Genomic DNA, 14,289 nt, shown 5'->3' with positions numbered 1-14,289 from the left:
CATCCGCTCTTCTTTCGTGTCTGCGCGTGCGTCCTCCTCGCCAGATAGAACGCGGCGAGCGTCACTCGATGAGACCGGCGAACCGCAAGCCGACATCGACGAGCGACACCTTGCGCAGCGTGGCGATCTCGCCGAGGTCGAACCACCGTGCCTCGTCCGTGGATCCTTCAGCCTCGTTCATGAGCGAACCGCCGACGGTGTGCGCCCGGTAGACGATCCGCAACGCCTGCAACGGCCCGAGCCCTGGGCTGCGCTGATCCTCGGGGATCAGATGCGAGTGCACACCGATCAGACCATCGAGCTCCGCGTCGTAGCCGGTCTCTTCGCGTACCTCGCGCACCGCGGCATCCACCGGGTCCTCACCTGGCTCCAGGCCGCCGCCCGGAAGCGTCCAGCCGTTGCGGCCGTGCTCGTTCCAGTGGGCGAGCAGTACGCGGGTGCCGTCAGCGATGACGGCGTACGCGGCGACGCGGATATCCATGCAGACACCCTACGTCGAGCCGGGGTGCGCTCCGGGCCGTGACCGTAGACTCGCCCGGGTGAGCGAAAGCGGACTGGACCTGCTGGAACGACGCCTCGAAGAAGCGGATGCCGAGGCGCCCGAGCCGCAGCGCACGGCATCCATGCTTGGCCTCGTGGGCGTGAGTGCCGGCTTCGCGGCACTCCTGGCGCTGTGTGCGGTCACCGCCATCACGCTCTGGGTGGCGCTCTTCGGTAGGAGCCTCCTGGTGCCGTTCTGGGTTATCGCGGCATGGTTCCCACACGTCGGTGGCTCGAGCATCGGCAGCTGAGACCTGCGCGATCTGACCTGTGGTGCCGCCGAGGCTCACTCGTGAAGTGCGCAAGTCAGGGCGGCGAGCTCCACGAACGTCGCATCCACTTCGTCGTGCAGCTCCGCCGCCGACCGACCGGACCATTCCCGGATCGCGGTGCTGAACGCATCCATTCCGACGCGCGCGCACAGTAGCGCGGTCCGTTCGTCGCAACCTCGATCACGAAGCGCGGCTGCGACCAGCGTTACAAGAGCGGCAGCCTTCGAGTGCTCCCTCTCGATGAGCGCGGGCGCGGCCGCAATGATGGGCGCCTGCATCTCGGCGAGCGGCCGGTTTCGTACGAGAAGCGGAACGGCATCGTGGAACGCCACCTGTAGTGCACGCAGTGGCGGTACATCCGACGGCACGGCGGCGATCGCGTCCGCCGTCAGCTTGCGGAGTTCCTCCTCCCAGGCGAAGAGCACCTCCCGCTTGTCCGGAAAGTGCCGGAAGAAGGTGCGTTCCGTCACCCCTGCTCGCGCTGCGATCTGTTCGCTGGTGGTGCCGTCGAATCCCCGTTCGGCAAAGAGTTCGAGCGCGGCGCGGTGTAGACGGTCGCGAACGATCCGTCCGTCCCTTGGCATGGGTGCAGGTTAGCAGGTTGCGTCAGTGACTGACAGAAGCGTAGTGTCGCCGTCGGACCTGTTCGGTCAGTGACTGACAGAACCTCGATGAACGGAGAGCAGATGACCGACAGCATGCGCACCGTGCGCTTTCACGAGTATGGCGAACCCGAGGAGGTGCTACGCCTGGAACGGGCGCCGGTCCCGGAACCGCAGTCGGGGCGAATCCGGGTAGTCGTGAGTGCTGTCGGCCTGGCACCGGCGGATTGGGCGCTGTGCCGCGGACTCTTCGCAGGTACTCTTCCGCGCGGCATAGGCTGCGATGTTTCCGGCAGGGTCGACGCGGTGGGCGACGGCGTAACGAACGTGGCAGTCGGCGACCTCGTGTTCGGCACCGCGGACTGGGCGAACTGCTCGACGGCCGGTGCATCCGAGAGTGCCGTGATGAACCGGTGGTTCCCGCTCCCCGTTGGTCTCGACCCCGCGCTGGCCGCGGCCTTGCCGATGACCGTCGACACGGCATACCGCCACCTGAACTGGCTCGGCCTCGAGCCCGGAAGGTCGATCCTCATCCACGGCGCGGGCACGACAATCGGATTCGCAGCGGTGCAGATGGCGCTCTTGAACGGGATGCGGGTCATCGCTACGGCCGGCGACACCTACGCTCAGGTCTTGCAGGACCTCGGCGCCCAAGTCACGCCATACGGTGACGGCATGGTCGAGAGGGTCGCCGACCTTCACGGCGGACCCGTAGACCTCGTCCTCGATACGGCACCGGTCGGAGGCGTTCTTCCCGACCTCATTACGATCGCCGGCGGTGACCCGCAGCGGGTGCTCACCATCTCCGACTTCGCGGCAGCCGGAGAACTGGGTGTGCGCTCCTCGTTCAGCGAGACCCCTGCCCAGCTCGTCGATGTGCTTCCCGAGTTCGCCCGGCTGGCGGCAGAGGGTCGTTTCCACGTGCCACTCGCCGCTACCTATCCTCTGCATGGTTGGCGGCGGGCGCTCGAGATCAGCCGGAGCGGCGCAGCTCACGGCAAGCTCGTCCTCTTGCCGCAGGACGGCGGGGAGCACGCATCGTGACAGGACGGTAGTGCCGCCGAACCCGCTATGGTGCGGAACCGAAAAGGTCGCGACCGCAAGCACAGCGACCACTCGAAACTGGTGGAGCCTAGGGGAATCGAACCCCTGACCTCCTGCTTGCAAAGCAGGCGCTCTACCAATTGAGCTAAGGCCCCGTGTTCATACCCACGGTACGGACTGCGCGCACGTCACCTCGTGCAGGTGCGGTGGGCGATCCCTTGCACAGGGAATCAACCGTGGGGATACGAGGACTTGAACCTCGGACCTCTTCGTTATCAGCGAAGCGCTCTAACCGCCTGAGCTATATCCCCGAGATCGACCACCGAAATGGCCGAATGACAGACTACCCGAGCGCCTTCGATCACGCGAATCGAGGGCCGCTTTCGATGGTGCGCAGGGCCCGTCGTGGCGCCGGCCGCCTAGTTGTTCGTGAAGCCGATCAGCAGGCCGCCGGTGATCTTGACGCTGAGGTTGTACAGCAGCGAGCAGACTGCTCCGAGTGCCGTGGTGACGACCAGGTTCAGGATGGCCACGACGATCGAGAATCCCATCACCGTGCCGAGGCTGAGGATGGACTTCAGGTCACTGCCGCTTGTTCCGGAGATGTCCTTGAACAAGCTGTTCAGGTTGTCGAAGATTCCGGTCTGATCGAGCACGATCCAGATCAGGAACGCGCCGACGATCGAGATGATCGCCAGGCACAACCCGACCAGGAACGACAGCTTGACCGCCGACCAGAAGTCGATGTAGACGAGACGGAGCCTGACCTGCTTGGCCGGTCCCTTTCGCGACGAGGATTTCTTCGCCAATCGCTCAGCCACACTACTCATCTATCGCGTTGTCCTCTCCAGGCTGCTCGGCCTCCTCACCGGTCGGTTGCTCGTCCGGTTCGGTGTCGTGAGCGTCTAGATTCCGCTCGCTGTTACGGGCAATGGCGATGATCTTGTCGTCATCGGCGAAGCGTGCGAACACGACCCCCATGGTGTCACGGCCCTTTGCCGGCACCTCGGCCACGGCAGAGCGTACCACCTTGCCGCTGGCAAGAACCACGAGAACCTCGTCGTCCTCCTCAACGATCAGGGCCCCCGCCAGGTCGCCTCGGTCGTCGCTGAGCTTGGCCACCTTGATGCCCAGACCGCCACGACCCTGCCTGCGGTACTGGTCGACGGCAGTGCGCTTCGCGTAGCCGCCCTCGGTGACGACGAACACGTAACCCTCGTCGGCGGAAGCCGCGGTGTCACTTGCATCCAGCCCCGACTTCGCGATGACCGCAGCATCCAGAAGGGCATCGTCGTCGCGGAAGTGCATGCCGATCACGCCAGACGTCGACCGGCCCATGGGCCGCAGCGCCTCGTCCGTTGCCGTGAAGCGCAGCGACATCCCCTTGCGTGAAACGAGCAGGATGTCCGAGTCCTCTTCTACAAGCAGAGCGGAGATCAGCTCATCGTCTTCACGCACCTTGATGGCGATGATGCCGCCTGTGCGGTTCGTGTCGTACTCGGCCAGCTCGGTCTTCTTCAGGAGTCCGTCGCGGGTGGCGAGCACAAGGTACTTCGCGACCGAGTAGTCGCGGATGTCCAGAATCTCAGCAATCTCCTCGTCCGGTTGCATCGCCAACAGGTTCGCCACGTGCTGACCCTTGGCGTCGCGACCAGCCTCCGGCACCTCGTAGGTCTTGGCGCGGTAGACCCTGCCCTTCGTGGTGAAGAAGAGCAGCCAGTGATGCGTCGTCGTCACGAAGAAGTGGTCGACCACATCCTCGCCGCGCAGCTGCGCGCCCTTTACACCCTTCCCACCGCGGTGCTGCGAGCGGTAGTTGTCACTCCGAGTGCGCTTGATGTAGCCGCCTCGTGTGACCGTGACCACCATCTCCTCTTCGGGGATGAGGTCTTCGACGCTCATGTCGCCGTCGAACCCGTAGAGGATGTTCGTTCGCCGGTCGTCCCCGTACTTGTCCGCGATCTCGCGGAGCTCGTCGGACACGATCGAACGCTGGCGTACCTCGTCGGCGAGGATCGCCTTGTAGTCGGCGATCTCCTCTTCGAGCCTGGCGAGGGCGTCGACGATCTTCTGCCGCTCCAGGGCAGCGAGTCTGCGCAGCTGCATGGAAAGGATGGCATCCGCCTGCACCTGGTCGACGTCGAGCAGCTCTATCAGGCCGATGCGAGCTTCTTCGGAGCTGGGCGAGCGACGGATGAGCGCAATGACCTCGTCGAGGGCGTCGAGCGCCTTCACCAGACCGCGCTGGATGTGGGCATCCTCTTCCGCCTTCCGCAGGCGGTACTGGGTGCGACGCACGATGACGTCGATCTGGTGGTCGACCCACGCGCTGATGAAGCCGTCGAGCGGCAGCGTTCGCGGCACGCCATCGACGATGGCGAGCATGTTGGCGCCGAAGTTCTCCTGCAGCTGCGTGTGCTTGTACAGGTTGTTCAGCACGACCTTCGCCACCGCGTCGCGCTTGAGCACGATAACGAGGCGCTGCCCGGTTCGACCGCTCGACTCGTCGCGAATGTCTGCGATGCCGCCGATGCGGCCGTCTTTGACGAACTCTGCGATCTTGATGGCCAGGTTGTCCGGGTTGACCTGATACGGCAACTCGGTCACCACGAGGCACGTGCGGCCGTGGATCTCCTCCACGTTCACCACGGAACGCATGGTGATCGAGCCGCGACCGGTGCGGTAGGCATCGTGGATGCCCTTCACACCGAGGATCTGGGCTCCGGTCGGGAAGTCAGGTCCCTTGATGCGCTCGATCAGTGCGTCGAGGAGTTCCTCGCGCGAAGCATCCGGGTGCTCGAGCGCCCACAGGGCGCCCTCTGCCACCTCGCGCATGTTGTGCGGCGGGATGTTCGTGGCCATGCCGACCGCGATACCGACCGAACCGTTGACCAGAAGGTTCGGGAACCGGCTCGGCAGAATCGACGGCTCCTGCGTGCGGCCGTCGTAGTTGTCTTGGAAGTCGACGGTCTCCTCGTCGATGTCGCGCACCATCTCGAGCGCGAGCGGGGCCATCTTGGTCTCGGTGTATCGGGGCGCAGCCGCGCCATCGTTACCCGGAGAGCCGAAGTTTCCCTGTCCGAGAGCCAGCGGGTACCGGAGGCTCCAGGGCTGCACGAGGCGCACGAGGGTGTCATAGATTGCCGTGTCACCGTGCGGGTGGAACTGCCCCATCACGTCGCCGACCACACGCGAGCACTTCGAGAAGGCGCGGTCGGGTCGGTAGCCACCGTCGTACATGGCGTAGATCACGCGGCGGTGCACCGGCTTCAGGCCGTCGCGCACCTCGGGAAGCGCCCGGCCCACGATCACGCTCATCGCGTAGTCGAGGTAGCTGCGCTGCATCTCCAGCTGCAGATCGACGGGCTCGATCTTGCCGTGCATGATGCCGTCTTCGCCGGCCGAATAGGTAGCGATCTCGGCGGCGTCTACGTCGCCGGCGCCGAGGTCGTCAGTGCTGTCGGTCTCGTCTGCCATCTACTTCTTCTCTATCTCTTGTTCTCTTTGCACTACCGCTGCTTGCATACCCGCTGAAGGCGGCGTATCGAACCCTGTGTCGCTGCCGGCTTCGATATGGTCCGCGGACCTTCTCGACCAGCAGTCGACGCACGCAAGCTAAATGTCGAGGAAGCGCACGTCCTTGGCATTCTTCTGAATGAAGTGGCGGCGCGACTCCACGTCTTCGCCCATGAGCGTGGCGAAGATCTCGTCCGCCGCGGCGGCGTCTTCCATGGTCACCTGGAGCAGCGTGCGCGTCTCGGGGTCCATGGTGGTCTCCCACAGCTCCTGGTAGCTCATCTCGCCGAGTCCCTTGTAACGCTGGATGCCGTTGTCCTTCGGGATGCGCTTGCCCGCCGCGAGCCCGTCGGCAAGCAGAGCATCACGCTCGCGGTCCGAATACACGAACTCGTGAGGCGAGTTGGACCACTTCAACCGGTACAGCGGAGGTTGTGCGAGGTACACGTAGCCCATCTCGATGAGCGGCCGCATGTACCGGAACAACAGGGTCAGCAGCAGAGTCGTGATGTGCTGGCCATCGACGTCTGCGTCGGCCATCAGCACGATCTTGTGGTACCTGGCCTTGGCTCCATCGAAGTCCTCGCCGATTCCGGTGCCGAAGGCCGTGATCATGGCCTGGATCTCCGCGTTGGCGAGCGCCCGATCGAGACGCGCTTTCTCGACGTTCAGGATCTTTCCGCGCAGCGGAAGGATGGCCTGCGTCGCCGGGTTGCGCCCCTGCTTCGCCGACCCGCCTGCCGAGTCACCCTCGACGAGGAAGATCTCGCTCTCTGCGGGGTTGCGGCTCGAGCAGTCCGCGAGCTTTCCAGGCATCCCGCCGCCCTCGAGCAGCCCCTTGCGGCGTGCCGTGTCGCGGGCCTTCCGCGCGGCGAATCGGGCCGTTGCTGCCTGGATGGCCTTGCGGATGATCTCCTTGGCCTGCAGCGGGTTGCGGTCGAACCAGTCACCGAGCTGGTCGCCGACGACCTTCTGCACGAAGGCCTTGGCCTCCGTGTTGCCGAGCTTGGTCTTGGTCTGTCCCTCGAACTGCGGCTCGCCGAGCTTCACCGAGATGACGGCCGTGAGGCCCTCTCGCACGTCTTCGCCCGACAGGTTGTCGTCGCGGTCCTTGAGGATGCCCTTCTCACGGGCGTACTTATTGACGAGCGTCGTCAGCGCCGCACGGAAACCCTCTTCGTGGGTTCCACCCTCGTGCGTGTTGATGGTGTTCGCGTACGTGTGCACGCTCTCCGTGTATGCGGTTGTCCACTGCATCGCCACCTCGAGCGCGATCTTGCGCTCGAGGTCTTCGGACTCGAACGAGATGATCTCGTCGTTCACCACCTCGGCGCGCTTGGCCGAGTTGAGGTATTCGACGTAGTCCTCGAGACCCCGCTGATAGAGGAACGTGTCGTGACGCTCTGGCACGACCTCGCCTTCTTCGTCGAGCGCCTCGCGCTCGCGCTTGTCCCACAGCGAGATCGTCAGTCCCTTGTTGAGGAACGCGTACTGCTGGAACCTGGTGCGCAGCGTCTCGTAGTCGAACTCGATCGACTCGAAGATGACAGGACTCGGCCAGAACGTGATGGTCGTTCCAGTCTCCGTGGTCTCGGGTCCCTTGGCGAGCGGGGCATCGGGTACGCCGTCATGGTAGGTCTGGGTCCAGACGTGACCCTGGTTCTTGACCTCGACCTCGAGCTTGCTGGAAAGAGCGTTCACCACGGACGAGCCGACACCATGCAAGCCGCCCGAGACGGCATACGCTCCACCGCCAAACTTTCCGCCGGCGTGCAGCACCGTGAGCACGAGCTCGACTGTCGAGATGCCCTCTGGCTCGTGAATGTCCACCGGTATACCGCGCGCATTGTCGACGACGCGCACACCGCCGTCTTTCGTGAGGGTGATGTCGATGTGATCGCCCTGCCCGGCTAGGTACTCGTCGACTGCGTTGTCGACGATCTCGGTGACGAGGTGGTGCAATCCGCGCGGGCCCGTCGATCCGATGTACATGCCCGGTCGCTTGCGGACTGCTTCAAGCCCTTCGAGAACCTGAATCTGGCTTGCGCCGTAATCGCTGTCGGTTCCAGCCGTCTTCGGTTCTGTCGTCATTACGGTTGTGAGCTCCTGACCGCACGCGTTTCGTGACTTCTCATTCTATCAAGAGCGGCCTGAGGATCGGGCGTAAAACGGCCGTCTGACGCGATGAAATGGCGAGGTTGACCAGATTTGCCCGCTTATCCGTATGTGTCGCGCGGACCACGCCCTGGAACCGACCTGGGACCGCGTTTCCAGGTGGGGACGTCCGGCCCTTGAAACCGGATGCTTTCCACAGCCGCTTCCGGGTACCGCTTCTCGATGTGCAAGAGCAGTTCGCCGCGCATGAGCCGCAGCTGGGTCGCCCAGCTCGTCGAGTCGCATCTGACGGTGAGAACGCCGCCTTCTATACCCACCGGTTCCGAGTGCTTCGCGGTCTCTTCACCCACGACATCCGCCCACGCTGCAATGAGCTCGGACTTCGCCAGCGGGGAGCTCCATCCCAGTTCTTCGGTGAGCGAATCGATGACGCCGCCGAGACCGCGGGGCTCACGTCCCGGCTCGAACGGCTGGCTTCCGGCGCGGTCACCGGCGCGGCCCGCGCGTGCGGCCCTGCGCTGCCCGCGTCCCGGGTCGGCTCCGAACAGCTCCTTCAAGTGGCGGTAGAAGTCCGCGGCCTCACTCATGGCGAGCCTCGTCGGCCGACGCCTCTGCTTCAGGGTCGATCACCCTGCCTGCCTCTATATGCACGGTGTGCGCGCGTAGCCCGTCTGGCACGTCGTCGAGCACCGCCGAGGTCACGAGCACCTGTTCGAAGTCGTGCACGGATGCCGCCAGTCGGGCGCGCCGGGCCTGGTCGAGTTCCGCGAACACGTCGTCGAGGATCAGCACAGGATCACCCGTCGTCGAGTGTTCCCTCAGCAGTTGAGCGGATGCCAACCGCAACGAGAGTGCGAATGACCACGACTCGCCGTGGCTCGCGTACCCCTTGGCGGGTAGTCCGTTGAGCTGGAACTGAACATCGTCGCGGTGCGGACCCACGAGCGTGACACCACGTTCGAGTTCCCGTGACCGCAGACGCGCGATGGCTCCGGCGAAACGGTCCCGTGTGGATCGGGGTGACGCCGCCGCATCGGCTGTCGACGTGCGCGAAACCGTGTCGTCGTCATCGTCAGGAGCAGCACCGTCCACTGAGAGCAACATGACCAGTCGCGGATCGTGATCATCGCCGGCGACCGAGCGATAGGCATTCCGCACCGGATCGCGCAGATCGTCCACCAGCGCCGAGCGCTCGTCGATGATCTCCGAACCGAGCGCGACCAGCCGCTCGTCCCAGACATCCAGCGTCGAAAGCGCAGAACCTCGCACCCCAGAAGCTCGAGCCGACTTGAGCAGCGTGTTTCGCTGCTTCAGCACGCGGTCGTAGTCGGCGAGAACAGCCGCCAACCGTGGCGTTCGCTGCACGAGCACAGTGTCCAGCATGCGCCGCCGCACCGACGGTTCGCCGCGAACGAGCGCCAGATCCTCGGGTGCGAAAAGCACCGTGGAAAGGTAGCGCACCAGCTCACGGGGCCTGGACGGAGACCGATTCACGAGTGCTTTGTTCGCCGATCCGCGGTTCAGCTGCAGTTCGAGCAGTACCGCACGACCGTCGTGTTCCAGACGTGCGCGGATGATCGCGGCCACGGCATCCTGCCTGATCATGGCCGTGTCGACGGGCGTGCGGTGCGACCCTCCGGTCGAGACGAACACGAGCGACTCGACGAGGTTCGTCTTTCCCTGCCCGTTGCTGCCCACGAACAGGTTCGGGCCCGCCTCGAGCTGCACCTCCGCACGCTCGTAGTTGCGGAAATCGGTGAGCGACAGGTGTGTCACACGCACAGCTGACCGCCCTCCGAACACCGCCGGCCCGGCCGCCGGCGAGCGCGGGCCTTTCTCGAACCGTCGGTCAGTCGACAGCCTTCACGGCGTGACCGCCGAACTGATTACGGAGCGCCGCAACAGCCTTCATGGCGGGCGAGTCCTCCTGGCGAGAGACGAACCTGGCGAAGATCGATGCGCTGATCGTCGGCATCGGGACAGCGTTGTTCAGGCCTTCTTCGACGGTCCAGCGACCTTCACCGGAATCCTGGACATAGCCCTCGATGTGCTCGAATTCCGGATCCTGCTCCAGCGCACGCACCAGAAGGTCGAGCAGCCAGGACCGCACGACTGTCCCTCGCTGCCACGCCTTGAACGTGCCTGTGACGTCTTTGATGATGTCCTTGCGGGTGTCGAGCAGCTCGTAGCCCTCTGCATATGCCTGCATGAGCGCGTATTCGATGCCGTTGTGCACCATCTTCGCGTAGTGCCCGGCGCCCACCTCGCCGACGTGGACGAACCCCTCCTCGCGCGGTCCGTCGGGACGCAGCGCGTCGAACACGGGCATCACGCGTTCCACCTGGGATGCGCTGCCACCGACCATGAGGCCATACCCGTTGTCGAGTCCCCAAACACCGCCAGAGACACCGGCGTCCATGAAGTCGACGCCCGTCTTCGCGAGCAGTTCCGAGTGCTTGAAGTCCTCGGTGAACTTGGAGTTGCCGCCGTCGATCACGAGGTCACCCGCCTCCAGAAGTCCAGCGAGATCGCTCACGACCGAGTCCGTGATCCTGCCGGCCGGAACCATGACCCAGACCGTGCGGGGTGCGGGAAGCGCCGCGACGAGATCGGCGAGAGATGCGACATCCGAAATGTCGGGGTTCGTGTCGTACCCCGTGACCTCGATGCCCTTGCGCTCGAGGCGGGCACGCATGTTGTTGCCCATTTTGCCGAGACCGATGAGACCGATGTGCATGAGTAGTCCTTCGTGGTGTGAGCGTGAGCCGCCGGCCGTGCGCGGGTGGCGCCCGGTCAGCGCAGCAACAGGTTGGGCTGCAGCAGATAGCGGTAGCTGTCGCTGCCCGCCTGCTCCTTGCTGGTCTGGCTCGTGATGAGCACAGGACCAGGCTTGTTGGGGTTGTCGGTCTTCGTGAACGAGATGCGCACGAATTCCGAGTGCACAGCGCTGAGGCCGTCCAACAGGAACTGGGGCTTGAGGGACACGATCGTGTCGTCCCCGGTGAGGAGAGCGTCGATGCTCTCGGATGCCTGTGCCTGCTCCGACCCGATTGCCTCGAGCGTCAGCCCGTCGGAGGTGAACGTGAACCGAAGCGCCGCCTCGCGCTCGAGCACGAGAGACACGCGCCTCGTCGCCTCGATGAGATCGGCCGTGTTGATGACCGCGTAGTTGTCCACGCTCTCCGGGAAGAGCCGCTTCACGGGCGGGAAATTGCCCTTGATCAGCAACGACGTGACCGTCTTCTTCTCGGCCGTGAAGGCGATGAGCTCACGGTCGTCCTTTGCGACGAGCGTGACCGTGATGTTGCCGTTGTGCCCGAAGGTCTTGCCGATCTCTTGCAGTGTGCGTGCCGGAACCAGCGCCGTCGAAGGTTCGGACTGTCCGATCGAGCCGTCCCAGTCGATCTCACGCACGGCGACTCGATAACGATCGGTCGCAACCAGGCTCAACCTGTTCTCGGAGATCTCGAGCTGAACACCCGTGATCACCGGGGTGACGTCGTCCCGGGATGCCGCAACAGCCACCTGGGCAACAGCCTCGGAGAACTCGTCGGCCGGCACGACGCCCGATTCACCGGAGATCTGCGGAAGTGTCGGATATTCCTCGACGGGCATGGACAGCAGCGTGAAGTTGGCTGTTCCGCAGCTGACGACGATGCGGTTGTCTTCCGTGGCGAAGGTGACGGGCGCGTTGGGAAGCTTCGACGCGATTTCGGCGAGCAGACGACCTGAGACGAGGATCGTGCCGGGTTCTTCGACGTTTGCAGAGATCTCGGTCTGTGCCGAGACCTCGTAGTCGAAGGCCGAAAGCGAGATGCCGGCATCCGTTGTCGTGATCAGGATTCCGCTCAGGATCGGGAGCGTCGTGCGTTGGGGAAGAAGCTTGACGGTGAACGATACGGCTTCGCTCAGTACATCGCGGTTGGCCTGAAACCTCACGAAGTTCTCCCCTGTCATTGGATGCGGGTGCCCGCTCCATGCTACTGCGCACCTGGTCGGTGATCTCCGCCGGTGTTTCCCGAGGCTGTCGGCTTGAAGTTGTCGATCGACCCGCTTAACAGATCTTGTTCTCTTAATCGGCTTAACCGTTGTGGAAACTGTGGATAACTCGGTGGATCGCAGTCAGGAAGCGGGAACTACAGCCGTGTGAGTTGTCGAGCCGATGTTGATGGCGGGCCGGGACGATGCGTACGGGAACCGCGGCGAATGACACGATTTCACAGCCGGGCGCTCGTCGCTCACATCCGCCGGGCTGTTATTCGTTAACTATCCCCAGGGTTATCCACAGTGTGAATATGCGCGGATGAGCACTCGTCAGCGTTCGCGATGTTGTCACACTGGGGCAGTCGTCCCCCGTCGGAGGGGCGCTCAGCGATGGGTCTGCTTGATCCTTGCGGTCAGCTCGGTCACCTGGTTGTAGATCGAGCGCCGTTCCTTCATGAGCTCGCTGATCTTCTTGTTCGCGTACATCACTGTCGTGTGGTCGCGGTTACCGAACAATTGCCCGATCTTGGGTAGCGAGAGGTTGGTCAGCTCGCGGCAGAGGTACATCGCGATCTGCCGCGCCGTGGCGATGGCCTGCGAACGCGACGACCCGTAGAGGTCGTCGACGCTGAGCTTGAAGTAGTCCGCCGTCGCCGTGATGATGTCGGCCGGCGCAACGACGTTGTCGTCGTCGAGGGTGATGAGGTCTTTCAGCACGGTCTGCACGAGTGTCATGTCGACCGGGGTCTTGTTCAGGCTTGCGAACGCCGTGACGCGGATGAGTGTGCCCTCGAGCTCGCGAATGTTGCTCGACACCTTGGTCGCCATGAACTCGAGGATGTCGTCGGGCACGAGGATGCGTTCACTCTGCGCCTTCTTACGCAGGATCGCGATGCGCGTCTCGAGGTCTGGTGCCTGCACATCGGTGATCAGGCCCCACTCGAAGCGGGTGAGCATCCGATCCTCGAAACCGGTGAGGTGCTTGGGCGGCAGGTCGCTCGTGATCACGACCTGCTTGTTGTGGTCGTGCAGCGTGTTGAAGGTGTGGAAGAACGCCTCCTGCGTCTCCACCGCCCGCTGCAGGAACTGGATGTCGTCGATCAGCAGGATGTCGATGTTGCGGTATCTCGCCTGGAACGACGAGCCCCTGTTATTGGCGATCGAGTTGATGAAGTCGTTTGTGAATTCCTCGGAGCTCACGTAACGCACCCGGATGCCCGGATACAGACTCATCGCGTAGTGGCCGATGGCGTGGAGCAGGTGGGTCTTGCCCAGACCGGAGTCGCCGTAGATGAAGAGGGGGTTGTACGCCTTGGCAGGTGCCTCGGCCACGGCCACCGCCGCCGCGTGGGCGAATCGGTTGGACTGTCCGATGACGAAGTTGTCGAAGCTGTACTTCGGGTTGAGTCGAGAGTCAGGACTGCGCGGTGCGGCGCTGATCTCGGTCACCGGCGCCGTCGGCTGGCTCACCGTGGTCGGCGTGTCGATGTAGCTCGACTCCATGCGCTCGGGCTCCAACTGGGGCGAGTCGTGGGTGATGTCGGGGTTCACCACGATGGCGAAGTTCGAAACGGCGAGGGACTGGTCGAGTCGGCCGATGGAATTGAGGAGCGGAACCCTGCAGCGCTGCTCGATCATGCCGCGGGTGAACTCGTTGGGTACCTCCAGATAGAAGGTTCCCGCCATGATGCCCTTCGGCTCTACGAGGCTGAGGAACCCGTAAAGCTGCGGCGTGACGCGCTCATCGGCCTCCAGCGTCGACAACACCGATCGCCATGTGTTCGTCAATGACGGATCGCCGTCAGCCATAGTTCCCCTAGATCAAATCCCACGGACCACCGGCACCGGCGAGTCCGATCCACCCCGTTGTGGACCAGTTCAGCCGAAGCAGCAGGCCCGGCCACATCGTTATCCACACCGTTATCCCCAGAGCCGTAAGGGCATTCTGCGTGTCCAGCCGCGGGTTCGACACAGGTCGGTTCACAACCTGGGGATAACTTTGCATGTCACGCTAACGAATCGGGCCCGCACGCTCAAATCATCGTGCGAGCCAGATCGTCACTCCGTCGGCGTGCCTCTCCAGGCATAGTCCTGTCGCTGGGGATAATCAACGTTTGTTCTCCGGCCGGTTTGACCTGCCGGGTGCCACCATCTACCGTTAATGGGTTGACCGCACGTCATGCGAGCGGCATATCTTCCTTCTCCGGGCGCCTTGG

Annotated in this window: 12 protein-coding genes and 2 tRNA genes; 2 read left to right on the top strand and 12 right to left on the bottom strand. The window is 63.9% G+C overall.

The features are described from left to right. Positions 1 to 61: 61 nt before the first annotated feature. Entirely contained in the window at positions 62 to 481 is a 420-nt protein-coding gene (locus ACO2Q7_RS10670) for an NUDIX hydrolase (RefSeq protein ID WP_423355582.1), read from the bottom strand. A 58-nt stretch (positions 482 to 539) separates the two neighbouring features. On the opposite strand from ACO2Q7_RS10670, the gene ACO2Q7_RS10665 reads away from it, so the two are divergent. Further along, on the top strand, positions 540 to 791 hold the full coding sequence (locus ACO2Q7_RS10665; protein WP_423355581.1) for a hypothetical protein: 252 nt from the start codon (positions 540 to 542) through the stop codon (positions 789 to 791). A gap of 35 nt (positions 792 to 826) precedes the next feature. Here the strand turns inward: ACO2Q7_RS10665 and ACO2Q7_RS10660 are convergent, their stop codons facing one another. After that, the gene (locus tag ACO2Q7_RS10660) at positions 827 to 1,396 is read right to left on the bottom strand and encodes a TetR/AcrR family transcriptional regulator (RefSeq protein WP_423355580.1); all 570 of its coding nucleotides are present in this window, start codon (positions 1,394 to 1,396) and stop codon (positions 827 to 829) included. Between the two features lie 102 nt (positions 1,397 to 1,498). Here ACO2Q7_RS10660 and ACO2Q7_RS10655 point away from each other — a divergent pair, with 102 nt between their 5' ends. Further along, positions 1,499 to 2,458, top strand: coding sequence for an NADP-dependent oxidoreductase (locus tag ACO2Q7_RS10655; RefSeq protein ID WP_423355579.1), 960 nt, complete (start codon positions 1,499 to 1,501; stop codon positions 2,456 to 2,458). Between the two features lie 79 nt (positions 2,459 to 2,537). Here the strand turns inward: ACO2Q7_RS10655 and ACO2Q7_RS10650 are convergent. The 10 genes from ACO2Q7_RS10650 to dnaA form a co-directional block, all read right to left on the bottom strand. Further along, positions 2,538 to 2,613: transfer RNA gene (locus tag ACO2Q7_RS10650), tRNA-Ala, on the bottom strand. 82 nt (positions 2,614 to 2,695) lie between these two features. Next, a tRNA-Ile gene (locus tag ACO2Q7_RS10645) sits at positions 2,696 to 2,769 on the bottom strand. A 108-nt stretch (positions 2,770 to 2,877) separates the two neighbouring features. Further along, a complete protein-coding gene (locus ACO2Q7_RS10640; protein WP_423355578.1) occupies positions 2,878 to 3,288 on the bottom strand; it encodes a DUF3566 domain-containing protein in 411 nt (136 codons plus the stop codon). Then, positions 3,281 to 5,842 (bottom strand): DNA gyrase subunit A, encoded by a 2,562-nt coding sequence (gene gyrA / locus ACO2Q7_RS10635; RefSeq protein ID WP_423356007.1) that lies wholly within the window; start codon positions 5,840 to 5,842, stop codon positions 3,281 to 3,283. The genes ACO2Q7_RS10640 and gyrA overlap by 8 nt, the downstream gene beginning before the upstream one ends. 231 nt (positions 5,843 to 6,073) lie before the next feature. Continuing rightward, entirely contained in the window at positions 6,074 to 8,065 is a 1,992-nt protein-coding gene (gene gyrB / locus ACO2Q7_RS10630; protein ID WP_423355577.1) for a DNA topoisomerase (ATP-hydrolyzing) subunit B, read from the bottom strand. Between the two features lie 125 nt (positions 8,066 to 8,190). Beyond that, a complete protein-coding gene (locus ACO2Q7_RS10625) occupies positions 8,191 to 8,676 on the bottom strand; it encodes a DUF721 domain-containing protein (protein ID WP_423355576.1) in 486 nt (161 codons plus the stop codon). Continuing rightward, on the bottom strand, positions 8,669 to 9,871 hold the full coding sequence (recF, locus tag ACO2Q7_RS10620; RefSeq protein WP_423355575.1) for a DNA replication/repair protein RecF: 1,203 nt from the start codon (positions 9,869 to 9,871) through the stop codon (positions 8,669 to 8,671). The genes ACO2Q7_RS10625 and recF overlap by 8 nt, the downstream gene beginning before the upstream one ends. 67 nt (positions 9,872 to 9,938) lie before the next feature. Then, entirely contained in the window at positions 9,939 to 10,826 is an 888-nt protein-coding gene (gene gnd, locus ACO2Q7_RS10615) for a phosphogluconate dehydrogenase (NAD(+)-dependent, decarboxylating) (RefSeq protein WP_423355574.1), read from the bottom strand. Between the two features lie 56 nt (positions 10,827 to 10,882). Continuing rightward, the gene (dnaN, locus tag ACO2Q7_RS10610) at positions 10,883 to 12,028 is read right to left on the bottom strand and encodes a DNA polymerase III subunit beta (RefSeq protein ID WP_423356006.1); all 1,146 of its coding nucleotides are present in this window, start codon (positions 12,026 to 12,028) and stop codon (positions 10,883 to 10,885) included. A 429-nt stretch (positions 12,029 to 12,457) separates the two neighbouring features. Next, positions 12,458 to 13,882, bottom strand: a complete 1,425-nt coding sequence (gene dnaA, locus ACO2Q7_RS10605; RefSeq protein ID WP_423355573.1) for a chromosomal replication initiator protein DnaA — start codon at positions 13,880 to 13,882, stop codon at positions 12,458 to 12,460. Between the last annotated feature and the right edge of the window lie 407 nt (positions 13,883 to 14,289).

The organism is Rathayibacter sp. KR2-224, assembly GCF_049446075.1.
In the GTDB taxonomy this organism is placed as follows: Bacteria; Actinomycetota; Actinomycetes; order Actinomycetales; family Microbacteriaceae; genus Humibacter.
The sequence above is the reverse complement of the archived record's forward strand: the minus strand, read 5'-3'. Positions and strand labels throughout refer to the sequence as shown.

Excerpts from the sequence above, each read along its gene's own strand:
- ACO2Q7_RS10670 (WP_423355582.1), bottom strand. The coding sequence starts at position 481 with ATGGATATCCGCGTCGCCGCGTACGCCGTCATCGCTGACGGCACCCGC.
- ACO2Q7_RS10660 (WP_423355580.1), bottom strand. The coding sequence starts at position 1,396 with ATGCCAAGGGACGGACGGATCGTTCGCGACCGTCTACACCGCGCCGCG.
- ACO2Q7_RS10655 (WP_423355579.1), top strand. The coding sequence starts at position 1,499 with ATGACCGACAGCATGCGCACCGTGCGCTTTCACGAGTATGGCGAACCC.
- ACO2Q7_RS10640 (WP_423355578.1), bottom strand. The coding sequence starts at position 3,288 with ATGAGTAGTGTGGCTGAGCGATTGGCGAAGAAATCCTCGTCGCGAAAG.
- gyrA (WP_423356007.1), bottom strand. The coding sequence starts at position 5,842 with ATGCACGGCAAGATCGAGCCCGTCGATCTGCAGCTGGAGATGCAGCGC.
- gyrB (WP_423355577.1), bottom strand. The coding sequence starts at position 8,065 with ATGACGACAGAACCGAAGACGGCTGGAACCGACAGCGATTACGGCGCA.
- ACO2Q7_RS10625 (WP_423355576.1), bottom strand. The coding sequence starts at position 8,676 with ATGAGTGAGGCCGCGGACTTCTACCGCCACTTGAAGGAGCTGTTCGGA.
- gnd (WP_423355574.1), bottom strand. The coding sequence starts at position 10,826 with ATGCACATCGGTCTCATCGGTCTCGGCAAAATGGGCAACAACATGCGT.
- dnaA (WP_423355573.1), bottom strand. The coding sequence starts at position 13,882 with ATGGCTGACGGCGATCCGTCATTGACGAACACATGGCGATCGGTGTTG.